Here is a 22672-nt window from a genome sequence, read left to right as displayed (position 1 = left end):
CGGGATTCCGGGGCAGACTCGGTGCCATGCGTACTGCGTACAGCGTGGAGACGGTAAGGGCGGCCGAACGGGTGCTGCTGGCGCGGCTGCCGGAGGGGGCGCTGATGCAGCGGGCCGCCGCCGGACTGGCCGCCGCCTGCGCCGCACTGATGGGACGGGTGTACGGCAGCCGGGTGGTGCTGCTGGTCGGCAGCGGGGACAACGGCGGGGACGCCCTGTACGCGGGGGCGCGGCTGGCCCGGCGCGGGGCCGGGGTCACCGCCGTACCGCTGTCTCCCGGACGGGTCCACCGGGCGGGGCTCGCCGCCCTGCGGCGGGCGGGCGGCGCGGTCGCCGCCGCCGAGGCCGCCGAGGACCTGATCCTGCGGGCCGACCTCGTCGTGGACGGGATCGTCGGCATCGGCGGCAAGGGCGGCCTGCGGCCCGACGCCGAGCGGCTCGCCGGGGTGGTGGCGCGGTCCCGGGCCGCCGTCGTGGCCGTGGACCTGCCCAGCGGGGTCGACGCGGACACCGGGGAGGTGCGGGGGGCCGCGCTCCGGGCCGACCTGACCGTCACCTTCGGCACGTACAAGCCGGGACTGCTGGTGGACCCCGCACGGGAGTACGCCGGCGTCGTGCGGCTCGTCGACATCGGGCTGGAGCCGCCCGCCGTACCCGAACTCCAGGCCCTGCAACACGCCGACGTGGCCCGGCTGTTGCCGGAGCCGGCGGCGGAGAGCGACAAGTACCGGCGCGGGGTCGTCGGGATCGCCGCCGGGTCGGCACGCTATCCGGGGGCCGCCGTGCTGGCCGTGTCCGGTGCGCTGCGCGGCGGGGCGGGGGCCGTGCGCTACGTCGGCCCGGCCGGGGACGCGGTCCTCGCGCGCTACCCCGAGACCCTCGTCTCCGACGCCGGTCCCGCCGGAGCCGGGCGGGTGCAGGCCTGGGTGGTGGGGCCGGGCGCCGGTGACGACGCGGCGACCGTGGCGGAGGTGCTGGCGACGGACGTACCGGTGCTGCTGGACGCGGACGGGCTGCGGCTGGCCGGGCGGGAGGCGGTACGGGGGCGTACGGCGCCGACGCTGATGACCCCGCACGCGGGCGAGGCCGCCGCGTTGCTCGGGGTACGGCGGGAAGAGGTCGAGGGCGCCCGGCTGGCCGCGGTGCGGGAGCTGGCGGCGCGGTACCGGGCGACGGTGCTGCTGAAGGGGTCGACGACGCTGGTCGCCGACTCCGGGGGCGGGCCGGTGCGGGTGAACCCCACGGGGACGCCGTGGCTGGCCACCGCGGGCAGCGGGGATGTGCTGTCCGGGCTGGCGGGGTCACTGCTGGCGGCGGGGCTGGCCGCGGTGGACGCGGCGAGCGCGGGCGCGTACCTCCACGGCCTGGCGGGCCGCCTCGCAGCCGGCGGCCCCCACCCGCACGGCGCCCCGACAGCCGCCCACGACATCGCGTCCCACATCCCCCAGGCCTGGCAGAACACCCGAACCTGACCCCCAGGGGCCCTGAGAACCGCACGCCCAGCCACGACGACCCCGCACCGGCCCACCCCCAGCACCCCCGCAAGCCCCCGCCCAGGCCCCCTGTCACGGCAGGCCCACCCTGACCCCGCCGGGGGCGCGGGGAACTGCGCGCCCAGCCACGACGACCCCGCACCGGCCCACCCCCAGCACCCCCGCAAGCCGCCGCCCAGGCCCCCTGTCACCGCAGGCCCACCCCGGCCCCGCCAGGGGCGCGGGGAACTGCGCGCCCAGCCACCACGAACCCGCACCCGGCACCGCACACCCCGCCCCGGCACCAAACCCCCCGCCCCCCGCCCGCCGCCAGGCGTCCGCGTCCGCGTCCGCCCCCCGGGTGACCCCCTCCGCGCGGCACCCCCATCTCCGCGGCTCCCCGCGTTTGGCTGATTGCATGATCAGCGGACGATTTGTGTACCGGGGTATCGCGGTGCTGCTCGCCGCCGGCACGGCATTCCCGGTGGCCGGCAGCCCCGGCACGGCCGTGGCCGCCGTAACCGCCGTACGCGCCGTACCCACCCCCCGCAGCCCGGACATCAGCCCGGCCGTCTCCCCGAAGCCACCCGCCCCCGGCCCCGCCCCCAACCATGCCGCCGCCCCCGCCTTCGTCCCCCTCTCCGACCTCGTCCCCGGCGTGCCGCCGAGCCCCGCTCAGCCCTGGCAGATCGACACGCCCGACCAGGCTCTGCCGCCGAGGGTGTACACACCCAGCGCGGCGGAGGACGCCGTGGAGCCGAGGGACGCGGCGCCGGGGACGTACGACCTCATCGAGTACGTGCCGCTGGGGGACGCCGTCGCCAAGGTCACGTGCACCAAGCGGACCGGCCCGTACCAGCGGCAGGTCGAACGGTGGCTGAAACTGAAGGTGGACGGCAGACAGTCCGCCTCCGACTGCAAGACGATCCGGGCGTTCCAGATCGCGTACCGGATCAAGCCGGCCGGCGGGTTCGCCGGACCCGTCACCTGGTCGACGATGATGCTGATCTCGGCGGGGAAGAACCCGAACGCCGCCGGGAAGTGCCCGGTGCGGTCCTACCGGGTCGCCTGTGTCGATCTGGACCGCCAGCTCACCTGGGTGCAGAAGGGCTCCCGGGTGGTGTTCGGTCCGGTGCCCATGCGCAGCGGAGGCAGGGGCCACGTCACCCGCAAGGGCTGGCACACCGTGTACTGGCGGCACAAGAACCACGTGTCGACCCTGTACGGCCAGCCCATGCCGTACGCCCAGTTCTTCGACGGCGGCGAGGCCTTCCACGCCGTGTACGGCAGCATCTACACCACCGTCGGCTCCATGGGCTGTGTGAACCTCAGGCTCGCCGACGCACGCACGCTGTGGGGCGTGCTGAAGAAGGGTGACCGCGTCTTCGTGTGGGGGCGCCGGGCGGGTACCTGACACGGCGCCCGGTGCCCGTACGGCACCCTCTGAGACACTGGGGGCGCCATGAGTGAGACTTCAGCTGTGCCGACCGCCTCCCTGCGGGCCCGCGCCGAGATCGATCTGGGCGCCCTGCGCGCCAACGTGCGGGCCCTGCGCGCCCGCGCGGGGGGCGCCGGCGTGATGGCCGTCGTCAAGTCCGACGGGTACGGCCACGGGGCGGTGCCCTGTGCCCGCGCCGCCCTCGCGGCGGGCGCGTCCTGGCTCGGCACGGCCACCGCCGAAGAGGCCCTCGCGCTGCGCGCGGCCGGGCTGCCGGGCCGGATCCTGTGCTGGCTGTGGGTGCCGGGCGGGCCCTGGCGGCAGGCGATCGAGGCGGACATCGACGTGTCGCTGAGCGGCATGTGGGCCCTGCGGGAGGTCACCGCCGCCGCCCGGGAGGCCGGGCGGGTCGCACGCGTGCAGCTCAAGGCCGACACCGGGCTCGGCCGCAACGGCTGCCAGCCCGGCGAGGACTGGGCCGCCCTGGTCGCCGAGGCGCTGCGTGCCGAGGCCGCGGGCCTGGTCCGCGTCACCGGCCTGTGGTCGCACTTCGCGTGCGCCGACGAGCCGGGGCACCCGTCCGTCGCCGCGCAGCTCGGCCGGTTCCGGGAGATGGTGGCGTACGCCGAGGAGCGGGGCGTACGGCCCGAGGTGCGGCACATCGCCAACTCGCCGGCCGCCCTCACCCTGCCCGAGTCCCATTTCGACCTGGTCCGCACGGGCATCGCCCTGTACGGGATCTCGCCCAGCCCCGAGCTGGGCACCCCGGCCGACCTCGGACTGCGCCCGGTGATGACGCTCAGCGCGTCGCTGGCCCTGGTCAAGCGGGTGCCCGGCGGGCACGGCGTGAGCTACGGCCATCACTACGTCACCCCGGGCCCGACGACGCTCGGCCTGGTGCCGGTCGGCTACGCGGACGGCATCCCGCGGCACGCCTCCGGCACCGGCCCGGTGCTGGTCGACGGCAAGTGGCGGACGGTCGCCGGGCGGGTCGCCATGGACCAGTTCGTGGTGGACCTCGGCGGTGACGAGCCGCCCGCGGGGGCGGAGGCGGTGCTGTTCGGGCCCGGTGACCGGGGTGAGCCGACCGCCGAGGACTGGGCGCAGGCGTCCGGCACGATCGCGTACGAGATCGTCACGCGCATCGGAACGCGCGTTCCCCGCGTCTATGTGAACGGGCGGCAACCCGGGTAACCCGTTCGGGAGCGGCGACCGGGACCGCCCGTCAACGGCGGTCCCGCGCGTCCTGCACCAGCACAGGGGCACCATCCGTTTCACCCCAACAGCGAACTGTCGTACGGCGAAGAGGAGCGGTACGTGAGCGAGAGCAGCGCGGAGGTCGTGGCCGACGTCCTCGCCTCGGCGGCTGCTGCCTCCGCCGCGGGGGCGGCCGGGAGCTGGCGCAGGGCGACCGGCGTCGCCGGCACCGCGATAGGCGTCCTCGCCGCGGGAGCGGCGGCCGGTGTCGCCATCGAGCGGATGACGGTCGGGCGCGGGATGCGCCGCCGGGCCCGGCTGGCGCTGGACTCCACCGGGCCGTACGGCACCCTGCGGGGCACCCCGGGCAAGGCGCACGCCGACGACGGCACCGAGCTGTACTACGAGGTCGACGAGACCGAGCCGGACGTGGGCCCGGACGTCTCCCCGCGCCGGCGCCGGCTCTTCGGCCGCAAGGCGCCCGCCCCGGTCACCGTCGTCTTCTGCCACGGCTACTGCCTCAGCCAGGACTCCTGGCACTTCCAGCGGGCCGCCCTGCGCGGGGTGGTGCGCACCGTGCACTGGGACCAGCGCAGCCACGGGCGGTCCGCGCGGGGCGTGGCCCAGACCCGGGACCGGGTGCCGCTGACCATCGACCAGCTCGGCCGCGACCTCAAGGCCGTGCTCGACGCCGCCGTACCGGAGGGGCCGGTGGTGCTGGTCGGCCATTCCATGGGCGGCATGACCGTCATGGCCCTCGCCTCCCAGTACCCCGAGCTGATCCGGGACCGGGTCGTCGCCACCGTCTTCGTGGGGACGTCGTCCGGGCGGCTCGGCGAGGTCAACTTCGGGCTGCCGGTGGCCGGTGTCAACGCGGTGCGCCGGATCCTGCCCGGGGTGCTCAGGGCGCTGGGGCAGCAGGCGGAGCTGGTGGAGAGGGGGCGCCGGGCCACCGCCGACCTGTTCGCCGGGATCATCAAGCGGTACTCGTTCGCGGGGCGGGACGTCGACCCGGCGGTGGAACGGTTCGCCGAGCGGATGATCGAGTCGACGCCGATCGACGTGGTCGCCGAGTTCTACCCGGCCTTCACCGACCACGACAAGACCGAGTCCCTCACCTCCTTCCGGGACATGCCCGTGCTGGTGCTGGCCGGGGTGCGGGACCTGGTCACGCCGAGCGAGCACAGCGAGGCCATCGCCGACCTGCTCCCGGACGCCGAGCTGGTGCTCGTGCCGGACGCCGGGCACCTGGTGATGCTGGAGCACCCGGAAGTGGTCACCGACCGCCTCGCCGACCTGCTCACCCGCGCGGGCGCGGTACCCGCAGGAGCTACCGTAAGTGGCTATGGAACGACCAGCAGCACCCGCGGCACCGCACCGAAGCACTGAGACCCGGCTGACGGTCACCTCGCCCGAGCAGATGCGTGAGCTGGGCCGCCGGCTCGCCGCGCTGCTGCGCGCGGGTGACCTCGTGATGCTCACCGGGGAACTGGGCGCGGGCAAGACCACGCTGACCCGCGGGCTCGGCGAGGGCCTGGGCGTGCGCGGCGCGGTCACCTCGCCGACGTTCGTCATCGCCCGGGTGCATCCCTCCCTCGGCGACGGCCCGCCCCTGGTCCATGTGGACGCCTACCGGCTCTCCGGCGGCCTGGACGAGATGGAGGACCTGGACCTCGACGTCTCCCTGTCCGACTCGGTGATCGTCGTGGAGTGGGGCGAGGGCAAGGTCGAGGAGCTGACGGAGGACCGGCTCCAGATCGTCATCCACCGTGCCGTCGGCGACACCACCGACGAGGTGCGGCACGTGACCCTGGCGGGGCTGGGGGAGCGGTGGTCCGGCGCCGGTCTGGACACGCTGTCCGGCTGAGGCCGGCGGACTTCCCGACAAGCTGTCGGCACCGTATTGCGCGGGACGTCCCGGGCGTGGTCACATGGTACCCAGCCCGTGGTTAGGTGTGCCTAACTGCGCCCGCCCCCGCACTCCAGGAGGCGTCCATGACCGCAGCCCGGCCCACGCACCGGCCCACCGTCCCCGCCGGGGTGTCCATGCGCGATCTGCTGGCGTCGTGCGCCGCCGCGGACGCCGTATCCCGGCCACCGCGGGACGCGGAACCGCGCCGGAAGCCGGAGCCCGTGGTCCTGCCCGTGCGCAAGGCGCGCCCCCGGGCGGCCTGAGCCCCCCGGCGGCCTGGAGCCCGCTAGCGGATCACGACCACCCGTACGCCGATCGTCGCGAACCGCCACATCGCGTCCCCGTCCTCCCGGTTCTCCCGGATGCCGCCCGTCTTCACGCCCGGGTCGGGCGCCGGACCGGTGCCGTCGCCCACCGCCGCGCTGAACCCGATCGCCACGCCCTGCACGCTGGTGAAGCGCACCACGTGCTCGACGGGGCGGCCGTCGGTCCCGGTGACCGCGTGGGAGCGGGAGGTCACCCAGTAGGTGCCGGGCGGCGGGTCCACGTTCCCCGGGCGCACCGGGAACGTGCGCTGCATCCGGCCGCGGTCGTCGACCAGCCAGACCCGGTCGTCGTCCACCGAGTACACCACCCGTTCACCCGTGCCGGAGCCGCCCGGCAGGGCTGTCGGGTTGTGCCGGTCCCGGGGTGCCTTGGACGCGGACGCCGAGGGGGACGCGTGCGCGGCGGGCGTGCCGCCCAGGGCCGCCGGAGCGGTCGTCTGGGCCCGGTAGGCGAGGAAACCGACCGTGCCGAGGGCCGCGGCGGTGAGGACGGCCACGGCTGCCGAGCTGGTCCCTGCCACGTGCGCCCACCTCTGCTTCATCCGATATGTCGTACTTCGTACAGACCGTAGCAGTCGGTGACCGTACGACCCGGACGGCCATGCGGGCGGCGCGGGCGCCGTAGGCTGTTCGCGTGCTCTTGCTCGCTCTGGATACCGCAACACCCGCCGTCACCGTCGCGCTGCACGACGGCACCGACGTCATCGCCTCGTCGAGCCAGGTGGACGCGCGCCGGCACGGAGAGCTGCTGCTGCCGGCCGTCGACCGCGTGCTCACCCGGGCCGGACTGAAACTGGAGGCGGTCACCGGGATCGTCGTCGGCACCGGTCCCGGCCCCTACACCGGCCTGCGTGTCGGCCTCATGACCGCAGACACCTTCGGCCTGGCGCTCGGCGTCCCGGTGTACGGCGTGTGCACGCTCGACGGCCTCGCCCACGCCGCCGGCATCGAGTCGGGCCCCTTCGTCGTGGCGACCGACGCCCGGCGCAAGGAGGTCTACTGGGCCACGTACGCCGACCCCCGCACCCGCCTGACCGGCCCGGCCGTCGACCGCCCGGCCGACATCGCCGGACAGGTCGCCGGGCTCCCGGCGGCCGGCGCCGGCGCGCTGCTCTACCCGGACACGTTCCCGGACGCCCGCGCGCCCGAGCACGTGTCCGCCGCCTCCCTCGCCTCGCTCGCCGCCGGGAAGCTGGCCGCGGGCGAGGAACTCCCGGCACCCCGGCCGCTGTACCTGCGCCGGCCCGACGCCCAGGTCCCCAAGAACTACAAGGTGGTCACCCCCAAGTGACACAGCCGGCAGCCCCCGTCCTGCGTGAGATGCGCTGGTGGGACATCGACCCGGTCCTGGTGCTGGAGAAGGACCTCTTCCCCGAGGACGCCTGGTCCCGGGGCATGTTCTGGTCCGAGCTGGCCCACTCCCGGGGCCCCGACGCCACCCGGCGCTACCTCGTGGCCGAGTCCGGCGGCCGCGTCGTCGGCTACGCCGGCCTCGTCGCCGCCGGCGAGCAGGCCGACGTCCAGACCATCGCCGTCGCCCGCGACCACCAGCGCACCGGCCTCGGCGCCCGCCTGCTCACCGAGCTGCTGCGCGCCGCGACCGCGTTCGAGTGCCACGAGGTGATGCTCGAGTGCCGGGTCGACAACATCCGCGCCCAGAAGCTCTACGAGCGCTTCGGCTTCGCCCCCATCGGCTTCCGGCGCGGCTACTACCAGCCGGGCAACGTCGACGCCCTGGTGATGCGCCTGACCACGGAACCCGGCAGCGGCTCCGCCGCGGGCTCCGCCCCCGTACAAGGAACCGATATCAATGACTGACGAACCCCTCGTCCTCGGCATCGAGACCTCCTGCGACGAGACCGGCGTCGGCATCGTCCGCGGCACCACCCTGCTGGCGGACGCCATCGCCTCCAGCGTCGACGAGCACGCCCGCTTCGGCGGAGTCGTGCCCGAGGTGGCGTCCCGGGCGCACCTGGAGGCGATGGTCCCCACCATCGACCGCGCGCTGAAGGAGGCGGGCGTCTCGGCCCGCGACCTCGACGGCATCGCGGTCACCGCCGGTCCCGGGCTCGCGGGCGCGCTGCTCGTCGGCGTCTCGGCGGCCAAGGCGTACGCCTACGCCCTCGGCAAGCCCCTGTACGGCGTCAACCACCTCGCCTCGCACATCTGCGTGGACCAGCTGGAGCACGGCCCGCTGCCCGAGCCGACGATGGCCCTGCTGGTCTCCGGCGGCCACTCCTCGCTGCTGCTGTCCTCGGACATCACCTCCGACGTCCGCCCGATGGGCGCGACCATCGACGACGCGGCCGGCGAGGCCTTCGACAAGATCGCCCGCGTGCTGAACCTGGGCTTCCCCGGCGGCCCGGTCATCGACCGGTACGCGAAGGAGGGCGACCCGCGGGCCATCGCCTTCCCGCGCGGCCTGACCGGCCCGCGCGACCCGGCGTACGACTTCTCCTTCTCGGGTCTGAAGACGGCCGTGGCCCGCTGGATCGAGGCCCGGCGCGCGGCCGGCGAGGACGTCCCGGTGCGCGATGTGGCCGCGTCCTTCCAGGAGGCCGTCGTCGACGTCCTCACCCGCAAGGCCGTCCGCGCCTGCAAGGACGAGGGCGTCGACCACCTGATGATCGGCGGCGGGGTGGCCGCCAACTCCCGGCTGCGCGCCCTCGCCCAGGAACGCTGCGAGGCGGCCGGCATCCGGCTGCGCGTGCCCCGCCCCAAGCTGTGCACGGACAACGGCGCGATGGTGGCCGCGCTCGGCGCCGAGATGGTCGCCCGCAACCGGGTCCCCTCCGCCTGGGACCTGTCGGCCGACTCCTCCCTGCCGGTGACCGACCCGCACGTACCGGGCCACGACCACGATCACGTGCACGAGGTCAGCAAGGAGAACCTGTACTCGTGACCGTCGCGCTGATGTGGGAGGCGCGGGCCGCCGAGGGCCGCGGGGAGGACCTGCTGGCCTGGGTCCGCGGACAGGCCCTGACCCCCGGGCCGGCGCGGCGCGAGACCTTCCGCGCGCCGCAGGACCGGGTACTGGTCGTCACGTGGTGGGACGCGCCGTACGACGCCCCGCTGCCCGAGCTGCCCGAACCGGACGCGGATCTGGTGAGCCGCGCCGTGCACCGCTGGCGGTTCGAGGCGGTGACGGACGGCGGCGCGGACGGCTGAGCGGCCGGGTTGATCCTTCCGGCCGGACTGCGCTATGATCATCACACAGCGAACGGCCGGAACACCGGCCCGGACGCAGTGCGTTGGTGGTCCAAGGAAAGACGTCCCGCTTCCTGCGGGGAGATGCAGGTGCAAGGCCTGCCCGGCGCTCCACTCGATACCCCGCCCCCGGATTCCCGGAGGCGGGGTATCGGCGTTACGGCGTCCCCGGCCGACGGTGTCCGCGCCGCCGGACCAGGTTGTCATGCTCAGGGCGGCCCGCCGGTAGCGGCCGCCGGGCCGTGATGCAGGATCGCCCCGTGAACACCAGCAGCAGACGCACCGTCCTCGCCTCCGTCGCCGCCGTGGCCGCGGGCCTGCCCACCCTCAACGCCGTGCTGGGCAACGGCGCCACGCCGGCCGCGGCGGCCGACCGGTACACGTCCAACACCGACCTGTACACCCGTACCGCGGCCAAGGAGGGGACCGACTGGTCGCGCCGGTTCCGCATAGGGGCGCCGGTGCCGGTCACGGACAACGTCCGCGGCACAAGCAGCCCCGTCACCAGCACGGCGGTGATCGCGCCGCACGGCGGCGGGATCGAGGCCGGCACGAGTGAGCTGTGCCTGGCCGTCGCCGGTTACACGCCCTTCGACGCGGGCACCGACCCGGCGAGCGCGGCGGTGCCGGGAGAGCCGCAGCGCGACTACTGGATGTTCGAGGCCCTGGCCAACTCCGCCGCGCAGCACGTCACCGCCACCCACTGCGACGACCCGGCCGCCCTCGCCGTCTGCGCCGGGAACCTGTACGCCGTCTCCCTGCACGGTTTCGACGACACGACCACGAAGAAGATCATCATCGGCGGCCGGGACGAGCGGCTCAAGCGCAACCTGCTCGCGGCCTTCACGAAGTACGGCCTCTCCTCCCCGGCGGCCGACGCCGACCGGAACGTCACCGTGGTCTTCGCGGGCGCCACGGACCCCATCAACGGCGACGACCCGGCCAACATCGTCAACCGCACCCGCACCGGCGCCGGTGCCCAGATGGAACTGTCCACGGCACTGCGCAAGGCGATGTTCGGTGACTTCTCCGGCGCCGCCGCACGCAGGGCGACGGCCGGTGTGCCGAGCGCCGACAGCCCCCACGCCGACCACTTCTGGAACGGCTTCGTGGGCGCCGTCCGTGAGGCCGTCAGGAACCACGAGCTGGGCCTCGACGCCCTCTAGGTCACCGCGCAGCGCCCGTCACCGCTCGTGACACCGGTAGGTGAACGCGGCGCGTTCCGTACCCTGGCGGCATGCGCATGCGCCCCACTCTGAGCTGGACCCCCACCGAGGACCTGCCCGCGGGCACCACGGACCCGGAGCCGGTCGCCGCCGCGCTGGGCACCGGCGGTGTGCTGGTGCTCAGCGGGGCGGGCATCTCCACGGAGTCGGGCATTCCCGACTACCGGGGCGAGGGCGGGAGCCTGAGCCGGCACACCCCGATGACCTACCAGGACTTCACCGCCGACGCCGGGGCCCGGCGCCGGTACTGGGCGCGCAGCCACCTCGGCTGGCGCACGTTCGGCAGCGCCCGGCCCAACGCCGGGCACCGGGCCGTGGCCGCCTTCGAGCGGCACGGCCTGCTCTCCGCAGTGATCACCCAGAACGTGGACGGTCTGCACCAGGCCGCCGGCAGCGAGGGCGTCGTGGAACTCCACGGCAGCCTGGCCCGGGTCGTCTGTCTTTCCTGCGGCACTCGCAGTCCGCGCCGTGAACTCGCCCGGCGGCTGGAGGAGGCCAATCCGGGCTTCGAGCCGGTGGCCGCCGGGATCAACCCGGACGGTGATGCCGACCTCACCGACGAACAGGTCGGCGACTTCCGCGTGCTGCCCTGCACGGTCTGCGGGGGCATCCTCAAACCGGACGTGGTGTTCTTCGGCGAGGCCGTTCCGCCCCAGCGGGTGGAGCACTGCCGGGAGCTGGTCCGGGCCGCGTCCTCGCTACTGGTCCTGGGATCCTCGCTGACGGTGATGTCCGGGCTCCGGTTCGTCCGCCAGGCGGCCGAGGCCGGGAAACCGGTGCTGATCGTCAACCGGGACCCGACCCGCGGCGACCGGCACGCCCTCACCCGGGTCGCGCTGCCGCTGGGAGCGACCCTCACCACCGTGGCCGGCCGGCTGGGCCTGCCCGTCGACGGCAAAGCAGCGGCCTGAACCCGCCATGGCCGGAGGCCCTGTCGTCGAATGTTTCTAACTCTGTAGCGAATGTTGCGAGGCTCCGTGCCGGGCATGACGCTTCGTCGCGGGGGGCCCTGGGGTTACGATCGCGGGCATGAAGCCTTCGAAGCCCGCAGAGACGCAGACGGCGACCCTCGCCGAGATCGCCCGTGAGGCCGGGGTGTCCGCTCCGACTGTTTCGAAGGTCCTCAACGGCCGGGCCGACGTCGCCCCCGCCACCCGCGCCCGCGTCGAGGAACTGCTGCGCGCCTACGGCTACCGGCGCCGGCGCGCCGAGGCCTCCCGGTCGCCGCTGATCGACCTCGTCTTCCACGAGCTGGAGAGCGCCTGGGCGATGGAGGTCATCCGGGGCGTGGAGAACGTGGCCCGGGACGCGGGTCTGAGCGTCGTCCTGTCCGAGTCGGCCGGGCGGCTCACCCCGGGCCGGACCTGGGCCGACCAGGTCGCCGCCCGCCGCCCGCACGGCGTGGTGCTGGTGCTGTCCGGGCTCGACGAGTCCCAGCGGGCGCTGCTGACGAGCCGGTCCATCCCGTTCGTGGTAATGGACCCGGCCGGCGACCCGGGCCCGGACGTGCCCTCCATCGGCGCCACCAACTGGCAGGGCGGGCTGGCCGCCACCCGGCACCTGGTGGAACTCGGCCACACCCGGATCGGCGCGATCAGCGGACCCTCCCGGATGATGTGCAGCCGGGCCCGGGTCGACGGCTACCGGGCGGCCCTGGAGACGGCCGGCGTGTCCGTGGACCCCTCGCTCGTCGTGACCGGCGACTTCCACCACGACGCGGGCTACCGCCTGGGCCTGGAGCTGCTGCGCCGCCCGGACCGGCCGACCGCCGTCTTCGCGGGCAACGACCTCCAGGCGCTCGGCCTGTACGAGGCCGCCCGCGAACTCGGTCTGCGCGTCCCGGAGGACCTGAGCGTCGTCGGCTTCGACGACCTGCCGGTGGCCCGCTGGGTGGGCCCGCCGCTGACGACCGTACGGCAGCCGCTGACCGAGATGGCCGAGGCCGCGGCCCGGCTGGTGCTGGAGCTGGGGCGCGCCGAGGGGGACCGGGCGGCGACCCGGGTGGAGCTGGCGACCAGTCTGGTGGTGCGGTCCAGCACGGCGGCGCCCGCCGCGGTCTGAGGGCCGCGACGTATTGACGGGTGCCGGGCACCACCCCACACTGCTCCGAGTCAATCGGTTGTTCGACCGAAACTTTCGGAGGCGCCCGCCATGAGATCCCTGAGGACCGGTTCAGCCCGCGCGTCCCTCGCATCCCTCGCATCCGTGCTGACCGGCGCCGCGCTGCTGTTCACGGCGCCCGCCGCGCACGCCGCCGACCCCCCGCTGCGCGACCTCGCGGCGGCGAAGGGCAAGGTCGTCGGCACCGCCGTCACCGGCTCCCGGCTCACCGGGGCCTACGGCGACATCGCCGGAGGCCAGTTCGGTTCGCTCACCCCCGGCAACGCCATGAAGTGGGAGACCGTCGAGCCCACCCGGGGCGGCTTCGACTGGACCGAGGCCGACCAGATCGTGGCCTTCGCCCAGGCCCACGACCAGCAGGTGCGCGGTCACACCCTGGTCTGGCACAGCCAGAATCCGGGCTGGCTCACCAACGGCACCTGGACCCCCGCCCAGCTCGGCAGCCTGCTCCAGAACCACATCAGTACCGAGGTCGGCCGCTACAAGGGCAAGATCGCCGCCTGGGACGTCGTCAACGAACCCTTCAACGAGGACGGCACCTACCGCTCCGACCTCTGGTACGACGGCCTCGGCCCGGACTACATCGCGAACGCCCTGACCTGGGCCCACGCGGCCGACCCGGACGCCAAGCTGTACATCAACGACTACAACGTCGAGGGCGTCAACGCGAAGTCCACCGCCCTGTACAACCTGGTGAAGTCCCTCAAGGCGCAGGGCGTTCCGATCGGCGGCGTCGGCCTCCAGGCCCATCTGATCCTCGGCCAGGTGCCGTCGACGCTCCAGCAGAACATCCAGCGCTTCGCGGACCTCGGCGTCGACGTGGCGATCACCGAGCTGGACGTCCGCATGCAGCTGCCGGCCGACAGCACGAAACTCGCCCAGCAGGCGGCCGACTTCAAGTCCGTCGTGGCCGCCTGCGCGGCCGTGGCCCGCTGCGTCAACGTCACCGTCTGGGGCTTCACCGACGCCGACTCATGGGTGCCGAGCACCTTCCCGGGCTACGGGGCGGCGACCCCGTACGACGAGAACTACCAGCCCAAACCGGCGTACCACGGCATCGCGGAGGCGCTCGGCGGCTCCACCACCACCCCGCCCCCGGGTCCCGGTGCCTGCACCGCCGCGTACACCGTCACCAGCCAGTGGAACGACGGCTTCACCGGGCAGGTGAAGATCTCCTGCTCCGGCGCCTCGCTGTCCTCGTGGAAGGTGAGCTGGAACTACGGCGCGGGCCAGCGGATCACCCAGGCCTGGAACGCCGCCTGCACCCAGTCCGGGACGGCCGTATCGTGCGCCAACGCCTCCTACAACGGCGCCGTCCCGGACGGCGGTTCGGTGACCTTCGGGTTCAACGCCTCCTGGAGCGGCGGCAATCCCGTGCCGGCGGTGACACTGGGATGAGCGGCGGGCCGGTGGTCGGTCGTGGCTGAGGACCGCCGGCCTCGCCCCGGCGGGCGCCCCTGGTGCCGGGCACGGTGCCGGGCACGGCGGCGGGCTTTGGCGAACGCCGGGAACGCGGGGGCGAGGAGTTCGCGGTCGCGTGCAACCCCGGACGATGCGCGTTCCGTGTAGGACGTAGGGAGAAGCGGACCTGGGCCGGCTTCGATCCCGACGCAGGTGACGCCTGGACGCGTGAGACGAGGACGAGCGTGACCGATCATCCCCGCGAGACCGACTTCCGTACCTGGGTGCTCGAACACCGGACGCGCCTGCGTACGACGGCGTTCCTGCTCTGCGGTGACTGGTACCTCGCCGATGACCTCGTCCAGGACGCGCTCGGACGGCTCTACTCCCGATGGGGCAGGGTGGTGGCGGCCGGTGATCCGGGTGCGTACGTCCGCCGGATCCTGTGCAATCTCCACACCGACCACCGGCGCCGGCCGGCCAGACGTGAGATCAGCGAGGCGGACGTGGCCACGCTGCACGCACACCCGCAGACCCGCATGGACGAACGTGACGACGATCTGATCGCCGCCCTGCTGAGGGTCCCGGCCGGCCAGCGGGCCGTGCTCGTCCTGCGCTTCTTCGAGGACCTGTCCGTCCAGCAGACCGCGGCCCTGCTCAGGACGAGTCCGGGCAACGTCAAGAGCCAGACGTGCCGCGGCCTGGAGGCTCTGCGTTCCGCCCTCCGGACCCGACCGGCCGAGACCGCGGGACCGGCCGAGACCCAAGGAGCATCGTGAACCCCGACCAGACGCCGGAAGAACTCGCCGTGCGTATCGCTTCCCTCGGCATCAGCGCTCCTGCCGGCCGCGTCGACATCGACGAGGCGGTCCGCGCCGGGACCAGGCGGCGCCGGCGCCGGCGGTTCGCCGTCGCCGGGGTGTTCGCCTGCGTCGTGGCCGTCGCCGGGTCGGTCGCCGTCGCGACGCGGCCCGGCCACGACAGGAGCGACACCATGGCGGCTCCCGGCTTCCGCGCCGCGGCCCCGACCGCGGAAGGCCTCGGCGGACGATGGATCGCCGTCCGGATCGACGGTCGCGACGTCTCGTCGTGGCACGACGCGAGCGGCCTCCCGGCGAACCTCGTCATCGGCGCCGACGGGGCGCCGAACGGCTGGCAGGTGAACAGGCCCTGCGGTCCGCTGGCCGGCGGCAGCTTCGCCCTGCGGGCGGACGGCTCGTTCACCGCCGCGGTGCCGCCGCGGCGTTTCCAGTCCTGCCCGATGCTCACCACGCCGGCTCCCGACCTGCTGGACGCGGTCGCGCGTACCGCCCGCGTCGCCGTGGAGGCGCCGGGCGGCTCGGCCGCCCGGACGCTGCGCTTCCTGGACAGCCGCGGACGGGTCGTCGCACTGTGGCGCGAGGACACCTCGACCAGGTCGCGCGCGGCCGTGTGCGAGAAGGCGCTCGGCCACGGGGCCACCGCCGACGGCACCTTCACCACCGTGGAGCACGTCCGCGCGAAGCACCTGGCCGCGACGACCGCCGAGCCGGAGGACGTTCTGCCCGGCGTGCCCGGCGGCACCCTCGCCGTCCACTGCTCGGTCACCGGGAAGGGCTCACCCGTCAGGTACGCCGTCACGGCCCGCGGACAGAAGGTGAGGCTCCGGCCGGCCGAGTGACCGGCCGGCGGGTGCCGCCCGGCCGCACTACGAGCAGCGCTTCCAGGTCTGGTAGAACGCGCTGGAGCTGGAGCGGGTGTCGGTGAGCAGGGCAGCACCGGAGGAGGCGCCGTTGCTCGTCAGCCGCACCTCGGTGCTCGGCAGCCTGAAGAGGTCCTTGAAGGTGCTGCCGTACCTGGCGCCCGCGGCGCTGAACGTCTGCCGGCTGAACCTGCGCAGCTTGACGCCGTACACGCGCTCGTTGATGTAGTCCGCGGTGGTCCCGTCGTAGTAGCCCGACAGGCCGGACACGTTGACGGGGGACCAGCCGGCTCCGGCGGTGCGGTCGTACCAGTGGAACCCGACCCGGCCGGAGCCGTAGGTCATGTACTGCGAGATGACGTGCCCGGTCCTCGTCGTGTGCCCGATGTAGACGGGCGGGTTCTGGTGCTGGGCGTTGAGGTACTCGTACCACAGCGAGGCGCCCTGGACGGTCCCGCCCACCGACGAGCCCGAGGCGAAGCCCTGCTGGATCAGCTTGCTGGAGCGGGCGCCGCCGAGCCCGATCCACGGGGCCGCCAGCGTGCTGCCCGCGGGTCCGCAACTCGTGTAGTAGGTGGGAATGTTCTGGTCGTCGTAGACCTCGTTGTAGTTGGAGTGGCCGGTGGCCGTGTAGCCGCCCCAGTTGCTGCTGTAGGTGGTGGCGAAGCGCAGTGCCGACCTGCCGGACGGTCCCACGCACGGCACCGACGGGACGGTCTCGCGCCACCCGTCGTACCTCGCCCGCCACGCCGCCAGTGCCTTCGGGCTGTCCGGGGCGTCGAAGCCGTAGGCCCGCGCCGTCGCGGGCGCCGCCGTCTGCGGCCGGAAACCCCGGGGCGGGACGACCGTCGACATGGTCGCGCCGCCCGGCAGGCGGTACGTCAGTTCCGTGGCCGCCGCGGCTCGCACGGCCTGCGCGGCCGACGGCGACACGGTCCTCCCGTCCGCCCCGACCGACCGCGTCCGCGCGGGGCTGAGGGTTCTGCACCCCGTGGCCGGTGCGGAAGCGGCGGTCACCGGTGCGGCGTTCGCGGGGGTCACGGGGACCGCGGCACAAGCGGCGGCCGCGATCGCCGTCGAACTCGCGGCGACCAGGACTTTGTGGACCCCAGAGCCTGTAGTTGCCCGTAAGGACCTCATGTTTCTCCTTCGGTGTGGGAAGAGGACACCGGCGGCCGGGACGCGTCCGCGCCGCAGCCGCTCGCCGATGCCGACAGGGACCGGCCCGGCCTGTCACGACCCCGCGGCGGGAATCCCCGTGGTTCCGAAGCCCATACCGATGGTGAACAGACTGTTCATGTCACCCAACCCCCGTCGTGTGCTCATCACTTATCGTATGGGGCGGTATGGAAACGTGTGGCCGCTTCTGGAAAATTTGTTCCCATATCCTCACCCGGCGGCGCGCTCCGAGGCCCCTCGCGCCGAACCGCACAACCTTCCCGGCGGCCCGCGGGTCTCCAGCGGTGACCAAGTCGCCGTACATCAGGGGGTTTTCCGTTGTTCCGCCTGCGTTCGCACGCCCGTTGGGCGCTGCCGCTGTCCCTGGGGCTGACCGCCCTCACCCTCACCGTCCCGGCCGCGTCCGCCGCCCCCTCCGGGGCGGCCCCGTCCAAGTCCGCGCCGGTCCGCGACGACTTCGACGGCGACGGGTACGCCGACCTGGCCGTCGGGGCCCCGAACGCCACCGTCGGCGGCCGGGCCGGGGCGGGCTACGTCGCCGTGATGTACGGCGGGCCGCACGGCCTGTCCACCGGCCACCGCGCGATCCTCAGCCGGGCCACCGCGGGCATCCCCGGCGACCCCGTCAAGGGTCAGGGCTTCGGACGGCAGATCTCCGAGGGCGACCTGGACGGCGACGGCTACGCGGACCTCGTCGTCGGCAGCGGTTCGCCGCGGGACGGCGGGGCCGTCGTCTGGGGCGGGCCGCGCGGGCTGTCCGGCGGCAGGCAGATCCCGGCCACCGACACCCAGACCGGTGACTTCGACGGCGACGGGCGCCTCGACCTCGCCGTGTTCAGCGCCGGTTCCGGCGGGGGCGACGACCCGGCCGGCACCACCGCCACGATCTGGAAGGGCCCGCTCAAGCGCACCGGCACCCCGGCCGCGCGGACCCCGCTCGACCCCGACCACCTCCAGTACATCGACATCCGCGACGGCGACACCGGCGACATCAACGGCGACGGCCGCACCGACCTGGTGCTCACCGGCTACTGCGGCGACGGCAACAATTGCAGCGTGCTCTACCTGAGCGGTCCCGCCGGCCTCACCCGTGTCACCGACCAGCACCCGGGCGGCGACGGCGCGGCCGCCATCGGCGACCTCGACGGCGACGGGTACGACGACCTCGTCACCGGGTTCCAGAACGACAACGCGGTCTGGGTGATGTACGGCAGCGCCGCCGGGCTGGGCGGCCGGGACACCTGGAAGCGGTTCACGCAGGACACGCCCGGCGTCCCCGGCAGCCGAGAGGAGACCGACGAGTTCGGCCAGTCGGTCGCGGTCGGCGACATCACGGGTGACGGCGTCGACGACCTCGCGGTCGGTGCGCCCGACGAGAACGGCGAGGGAGTGGTGGACGTGCTGCGCGGCAGCCGCTCCGGGCTGACCGGCACCGGTGCCCAGGCGTTCGGCCAGAACAGCAAGGGCGTCCCCGGCACCGCCGAGCAGTACGACTCCTTCGGGTACGTGGTCCGGCTGCTCGACATCAACGGCAACGGCCACGCCGACCTGGCCGCCGCCGCCCCCGGCGAGGACGGCGGCAACGGCGCGGTCTGGGTGCTGCGCGGACGCCCCTCGGGCCTGACCACGGACGCGGCCCTGGCCTTCGGCGGCAGGGCCGTGCGGGCGCCGTACACCAAGGCGGGGTTCGGTTTCGAGCTGCGGTAGCGCGGGGGCGCGGGGCGCGGGGCGTCGGGGCGGCAGGGCGGTGGGAGCGGCAGGGCGGCGGGCGGCGGGCGGCGGGAAAGAGTTCGCGCACGCCTACCCGTAGGAGGAGAGCGACCGGCACGCCGTCGGCGTCCCCGCGACGCGAGGGAACGGGCCCTGCCGCTCAGCAGGGCCCGGACGCTCCGGCGGCCCCCCGGACCGGGGCCCCGACCAGCATGGTCGGCGCTCCCGCCACCCGCGTGAGGAACACGGTGGCCGCGTTGGGTCCCTGGGGTTTCACCTTCCGGCGCAGTTCCTCCGGCTCGACCGCCGAGCCGCGCTTCTTCACGGTCAGCGTGCCGACCCCGCGCTCGCGCAGCAGCGCCTTCAGCTTCTTGACGTTGAACGGGAGCCGGTCGGTGATCTCGTAGGCGGAGGCGTACGGCGTGGGCCGCAGCTCGTCGGCGGTTACGTAGGCGATGGTGGGGTCCACGAGGCCGCCGCCGATCTCCTCGGCCACCTCCGCGACCAGGTGCGCGCGGATCACGGCGCCGTCCGGCTCGTACAGGTACCGTCCCACCGGGCGCACGCCGGGGTCGGGCAGGCCCCGGCCGGCCAGTGTGCGCGGGCCGGGCAGCAGGGTGGCCCGCACGGCACCCGGCGTCCCGGTCCCGAACCACAGCACCGCCTCCTTCACGTCGCCGCCGTCGGAGACCCACTCGGCCTCGGCGGCGTCGGGCACCGCCTCGTGCGGGATGCCCGGGGCGATCTTCAGCGCGGCGCGCGGTGCCGCGGCGGCGGTCCGGACCGCCCAGGACAGCGGCGGCGAGTACGCCTCCGGGTCGAAGATCCGGCCGCGTCCGCCCCGCCGGGCCGGGTCCACGAACACCGCGTCGTACCCGGTGACGTCGACCTCCGTGACGTCCGCCTCCCGCACCTCGACCAGCCCGGCGAGCCCCAGCGCCTCGGCGTTCGCGCGGGCCGCCGCCGCGGTCAGCGGGTCCCGGTCCACGGCCAGTACGCGGATCCCGGCCCGCGCGAGCGCGATCGCGTCACCGCCGATCCCGCAGCACAGGTCGGCGACGGAGGTGACGCCGAGGTCCGCGAACCGCCGCGCCCGGTACGCCGCCACGGCGGCCCGCGTCGACTGCTCGACCCCGTTCGGTGTGAAGAACATCCGCCCGGCGTCCTCGTCCCCGAACTTCGCCGCGGCCCGCTGCCGCAGCCGGGCCTGGCCGAGCGCGGCCGACACCAGCTCGGCGGGGTGGTCGCGGCGCAGCCGGGTGGCGACGGCGAGTTCGTCCGCCGGGGCGGTGTCGCGCACCTCGTCGAGGAGGGCGCGGCCTTCGGGGGTGAGGAGCAGAGCGAGGTTGTTCACCGGGTCATTGTGGGCCAGTCGGTGGATGGTGCGCGTCCGGCGGCGGTGTCGGCCGGGAGCGGGGGTCGCGGCCTGGGAGGATCCGACACCATGCGAGTAGTAGTACAAAATGACAAAAGTCAGGCATCGGGCGTGCCGGTGGCCGTCCGCTGCGCAGCTCTCGTCCTGGCCGCCGCCGCCCTCCTCACCGGCTGCGCCGGCGGCACCGAACCGGCCGCCGGACAGGGCGGCCCGGCCCGCGCCTCCGACCCGCGGACCCGCCAGGCCGCCGAACGTGCCCGCCAGGCCGCCGAACACGCCCGGCTGGCCGCCGCCGCCCACCGCTGGGGCCTGGCCCGCACCCCGCTCACACCCCCGGCCCCGCCCGCCAGGAAGCCCGAGATCACCGCCCGGGACGGCTTCGAGGTGGACGGGCAGGAGGAGGAGCGGCTCCCACCGGTCTTCACGACCGTCCCCACCCGGCAGAAGGTCGTCTTCCTCACCATCGACGACGGCGCGGAGAAGGACCCCGCGTTCCTGCGCATGATGAGCGAGCTGAAGGTCCCGTACACGGCCTTCCTGAGCAACTACCTCGTCAAGGAGGACTACGGCTACTTCCGCAGGATGCAGGCGCGGGGTGTGACCCTCAACAACCACACGCTGACCCATCCCTACCTGCCCGGACTGTCCTACGACGAGCAGCGGCACGAGATCTGCGGCATGCAGGACATCATGAAGAAGCAGTTCGGCAAGGCGCCCACCGTCTTCCGGCCGCCGTACGGCAACTACAACGGCGACACCCTGCGCGCCGCCAGGTCCTGCGGGATCAAATACGCGCCCATCTGGGACGAAGAGGTCTTCGTGGACCACTGGGAGTACCGCGAGTGGGACCGCAGCCTGCACCCCGGCGACATCGTCCTGACCCACTTCCGGGGCCGGGACGACTGGAACGGCACGATGCTGGACGACATGCGCCGCTTCCTGGACAAGGTCACGCGCGAGGGCTACGCCGTGGCCCGCCTGGAGGACTACCTGTGAGGCCGTGGGGCCCGGCCGCGGTCCTCGCCGCGGCCCTGCTCCTGACGGGCTGCGCCCCGTCCGTCGACCCCATCGAGCGGCTCGGCAAGAAGGCCGCCGAAGGGGTGCGCCCGCACGGCCCGGCCCCCGACCGCGGCTACCGCCGCTGGGGGCTGGCCGAACCGCTCGCCCGCTCCCCGCTGCACACCGCCCGGCCGCTGTCCGCGCACCCGGGGGCACACACCCTGCCCCCGGTGGCCGACCACGTCCCCACCCACGACCGGGTCGTCTTCCTCACCTACGACGACGGCGCCGAACAGGACCCCCGCTTCGTCGACATGGTCCGCGAACTGCGGCTGCCGGTCAGCGTGTTCCTCACCGACAGCGTCGCCGGCCCCGGCTACGGCCACTTCGCCCGCCTGCGCGCGCTCGGCGCCGGCATCGAGAACCACACCCTCGACCACCGGGCGTCGGCCGGGACGCCGTACGCCTCCCAGCGCGCCGAGATCTGCGGCCAGCAGCACCGGCTCCACGCCCGCCTCGGCGTCCGCCCGCGCCTCTTCCGCCCGCCGTACGGCTCGTACGACACCACCACCCTGCGCGCGGCGGCGGACTGCGGCATCACTGCGGTCGCCCTGTGGCGCGCCGCCCTGACCCCGGCCGGCCTCGTCTACACCCACGGCCCGCGCCGGCTGCGCCCAGGCGACATCGTCCTGGTGGGCCCGGACGAGTCGACGGGCCTGTCCCTGCGCGAACGCACGGCGCGGGTGCTGCGCAAGGTGCAGGAGCGCGGGTTGACCGTCGGCCGTCTCGAGGACTACCTGTAGGGCCGGCACCGGCCCGCCCGCAGGTCAACGGCAGGCCCCGGCACCCCCCGAATCGGGGCGACGCGCCGCGCGCACTGGCACTCCGCTTGACCGAGTGCTAACCGCGGTCATAGTCTCAGCTCTGGCACTCGGCAGTCGAGAGTGCCAACAAAGCGACGGGCAGGTCCGGCACCCGCGACGACGGATCCACCTGGTCGCCACCTCAGACAGTCAACCCCGAGATCTCCGAAGGGGGAGGTCGGATCGTGACGACCACCAGCTCCAAGGTTGCCATCAAGCCGCTCGAGGACCGCATTGTGGTCCAGCCGCTGGACGCCGAGCAGACCACGGCCTCTGGCCTGGTCATCCCGGACACCGCGAAGGAGAAGCCCCAGGAGGGCGCCGTCCTCGCCGTGGGCCCGGGCCGATTCGAGAACGGCGAGCGCCTGCCGCTCGACGTCAAGGTCGGTGACGTCGTCCTCTACAGCAAGTACGGCGGCACCGAGGTGAAGTACAACGGCGACGAGTACCTCGTACTCTCGGCTCGCGACGTCCTCGCGATCATCGAGAAGTAATCACCTCAAACACTTCGTTGCTCTGAGCTGCGCCCCTGGCCCCCGCGAATCGACAAGAAGCCGGGCGCCCG

General features: G+C 74.0%; 23 protein-coding genes. 20 read left to right on the top strand and 3 right to left on the bottom strand.

The features are described 5' to 3' along the window. The first annotated feature begins 26 nt into the window (after nt 1–26). The 6 genes from ABZ117_RS08620 to ABZ117_RS08595 all read left to right on the top strand — a co-directional run bounded on the left by ABZ117_RS08620 (nt 27) and on the right by ABZ117_RS08595 (nt 6282). Nucleotides 27–1472 (top strand): NAD(P)H-hydrate dehydratase, encoded by a 1446-nt coding sequence (locus ABZ117_RS08620; protein WP_356818693.1) that lies wholly within the window; start codon nt 27–29, stop codon nt 1470–1472. Nucleotides 1473–1890: 418 nt separating this feature from the next. Next, nucleotides 1891–2886 carry a L,D-transpeptidase gene (locus ABZ117_RS08615; RefSeq protein WP_356818691.1) on the top strand — a complete coding sequence of 332 codons (996 nt, stop codon included), beginning with the start codon at nt 1891–1893 and terminating at the stop codon, nt 2884–2886. Nucleotides 2887–2934: 48 nt separating this feature from the next. Beyond that, nucleotides 2935–4104 carry an alanine racemase gene (alr, locus tag ABZ117_RS08610; protein WP_356818689.1) on the top strand — a complete coding sequence of 390 codons (1170 nt, stop codon included), beginning with the start codon at nt 2935–2937 and terminating at the stop codon, nt 4102–4104. A gap of 123 nt (nt 4105–4227) precedes the next feature. After that, complete coding sequence (locus ABZ117_RS08605) at nt 4228–5496, top strand: alpha/beta hydrolase (protein WP_356818687.1); 1269 nt, start codon at nt 4228–4230, stop codon at nt 5494–5496. Then, the gene (tsaE, locus tag ABZ117_RS08600) at nt 5453–5974 is read left to right on the top strand and encodes a tRNA (adenosine(37)-N6)-threonylcarbamoyltransferase complex ATPase subunit type 1 TsaE (RefSeq protein ID WP_356818685.1); all 522 of its coding nucleotides are present in this window, start codon (nt 5453–5455) and stop codon (nt 5972–5974) included. The genes ABZ117_RS08605 and tsaE overlap by 44 nt, the downstream gene beginning before the upstream one ends. Nucleotides 5975–6102: 128 nt before the next feature. After that, the gene (locus tag ABZ117_RS08595) at nt 6103–6282 is read left to right on the top strand and encodes a hypothetical protein (RefSeq protein ID WP_356818684.1); all 180 of its coding nucleotides are present in this window, start codon (nt 6103–6105) and stop codon (nt 6280–6282) included. A gap of 23 nt (nt 6283–6305) precedes the next feature. Here ABZ117_RS08595 and ABZ117_RS08590 read toward each other — a convergent pair whose 3' ends face one another. Beyond that, the gene (locus ABZ117_RS08590; RefSeq protein ID WP_356818682.1) at nt 6306–6866 is read right to left on the bottom strand and encodes a hypothetical protein; all 561 of its coding nucleotides are present in this window, start codon (nt 6864–6866) and stop codon (nt 6306–6308) included. Nucleotides 6867–6979: 113 nt separating this feature from the next. On the opposite strand from ABZ117_RS08590, the gene tsaB reads away from it, so the two are divergent. From tsaB to ABZ117_RS08540, 10 genes are all read left to right on the top strand, one after another. After that, nucleotides 6980–7636 (top strand): tRNA (adenosine(37)-N6)-threonylcarbamoyltransferase complex dimerization subunit type 1 TsaB, encoded by a 657-nt coding sequence (gene tsaB / locus ABZ117_RS08585; protein ID WP_356818681.1) that lies wholly within the window; start codon nt 6980–6982, stop codon nt 7634–7636. 29 nt (nt 7637–7665) lie between these two features. Beyond that, entirely contained in the window at nt 7666–8163 is a 498-nt protein-coding gene (gene rimI, locus ABZ117_RS08580; RefSeq protein WP_356818834.1) for a ribosomal protein S18-alanine N-acetyltransferase, read from the top strand. Continuing rightward, a complete protein-coding gene (tsaD, locus tag ABZ117_RS08575; RefSeq protein ID WP_356818679.1) occupies nt 8156–9247 on the top strand; it encodes a tRNA (adenosine(37)-N6)-threonylcarbamoyltransferase complex transferase subunit TsaD in 1092 nt (363 codons plus the stop codon). Before rimI ends, tsaD begins: the two co-directional genes overlap by 8 nt. Next, complete coding sequence (locus ABZ117_RS08570; protein WP_356818677.1) at nt 9244–9513, top strand: hypothetical protein; 270 nt, start codon at nt 9244–9246, stop codon at nt 9511–9513. Before tsaD ends, ABZ117_RS08570 begins: the two co-directional genes overlap by 4 nt. A gap of 299 nt (nt 9514–9812) precedes the next feature. After that, nucleotides 9813–10718: a poly-gamma-glutamate hydrolase family protein gene (locus ABZ117_RS08565; RefSeq protein WP_356818675.1), complete on the top strand. Its 906-nt coding sequence runs from the start codon at nt 9813–9815 to the stop codon at nt 10716–10718. A 71-nt stretch (nt 10719–10789) separates the two neighbouring features. Then, on the top strand, nt 10790–11689 hold the full coding sequence (locus ABZ117_RS08560; protein WP_356818673.1) for an NAD-dependent protein deacetylase: 900 nt from the start codon (nt 10790–10792) through the stop codon (nt 11687–11689). 118 nt (nt 11690–11807) lie between these two features. Continuing rightward, nucleotides 11808–12839: a LacI family DNA-binding transcriptional regulator gene (locus ABZ117_RS08555; protein WP_356818671.1), complete on the top strand. Its 1032-nt coding sequence runs from the start codon at nt 11808–11810 to the stop codon at nt 12837–12839. A gap of 90 nt (nt 12840–12929) precedes the next feature. Continuing rightward, a complete protein-coding gene (locus ABZ117_RS08550; protein ID WP_356818670.1) occupies nt 12930–14297 on the top strand; it encodes an endo-1,4-beta-xylanase in 1368 nt (455 codons plus the stop codon). Between the two features lie 248 nt (nt 14298–14545). Beyond that, nucleotides 14546–15079 (top strand): SigE family RNA polymerase sigma factor, encoded by a 534-nt coding sequence (locus ABZ117_RS08545; protein WP_356818668.1) that lies wholly within the window; start codon nt 14546–14548, stop codon nt 15077–15079. Beyond that, nucleotides 15076–15960: a hypothetical protein gene (locus tag ABZ117_RS08540; protein WP_356818666.1), complete on the top strand. Its 885-nt coding sequence runs from the start codon at nt 15076–15078 to the stop codon at nt 15958–15960. Before ABZ117_RS08545 ends, ABZ117_RS08540 begins: the two co-directional genes overlap by 4 nt. Before the next feature lie 27 nt (nt 15961–15987). Here ABZ117_RS08540 and ABZ117_RS08535 read toward each other — a convergent pair whose 3' ends face one another. After that, nucleotides 15988–16914: a hypothetical protein gene (locus ABZ117_RS08535; protein WP_356818664.1), complete on the bottom strand. Its 927-nt coding sequence runs from the start codon at nt 16912–16914 to the stop codon at nt 15988–15990. A gap of 564 nt (nt 16915–17478) precedes the next feature. Here ABZ117_RS08535 and ABZ117_RS08530 point away from each other — a divergent pair. Beyond that, nucleotides 17479–18867: an FG-GAP-like repeat-containing protein gene (locus ABZ117_RS08530; protein ID WP_356818662.1), complete on the top strand. Its 1389-nt coding sequence runs from the start codon at nt 17479–17481 to the stop codon at nt 18865–18867. Between the two features lie 163 nt (nt 18868–19030). Here ABZ117_RS08530 and ABZ117_RS08525 read toward each other — a convergent pair whose 3' ends face one another. After that, entirely contained in the window at nt 19031–20224 is a 1194-nt protein-coding gene (locus tag ABZ117_RS08525) for a class I SAM-dependent methyltransferase (protein WP_356818660.1), read from the bottom strand. Between the two features lie 90 nt (nt 20225–20314). Between ABZ117_RS08525 and ABZ117_RS08520 the strand changes: the two genes are divergently transcribed. The 3 genes from ABZ117_RS08520 (at nt 20315) to groES (ending at nt 22601) form a co-directional block, all read left to right on the top strand. Beyond that, nucleotides 20315–21241, top strand: coding sequence for a polysaccharide deacetylase family protein (locus ABZ117_RS08520; RefSeq protein WP_356818658.1), 927 nt, complete (start codon nt 20315–20317; stop codon nt 21239–21241). Next, nucleotides 21238–22047 (top strand): polysaccharide deacetylase family protein, encoded by an 810-nt coding sequence (locus tag ABZ117_RS08515; RefSeq protein WP_356818656.1) that lies wholly within the window; start codon nt 21238–21240, stop codon nt 22045–22047. The genes ABZ117_RS08520 and ABZ117_RS08515 overlap by 4 nt, the downstream gene beginning before the upstream one ends. Nucleotides 22048–22292: 245 nt before the next feature. Next, complete coding sequence (gene groES, locus ABZ117_RS08510; protein WP_066995800.1) at nt 22293–22601, top strand: co-chaperone GroES; 309 nt, start codon at nt 22293–22295, stop codon at nt 22599–22601. Nucleotides 22602–22672 lie beyond the last annotated feature (71 nt).

The organism is Streptomyces sp. NPDC006309, from assembly GCF_040613095.1.
Taxonomy (GTDB): Bacteria; Actinomycetota; Actinomycetes; order Streptomycetales; family Streptomycetaceae; genus Streptomyces.
The sequence above is the reverse complement of the archived record's forward strand: the minus strand, read 5'-3'. Positions and strand labels throughout refer to the sequence as shown.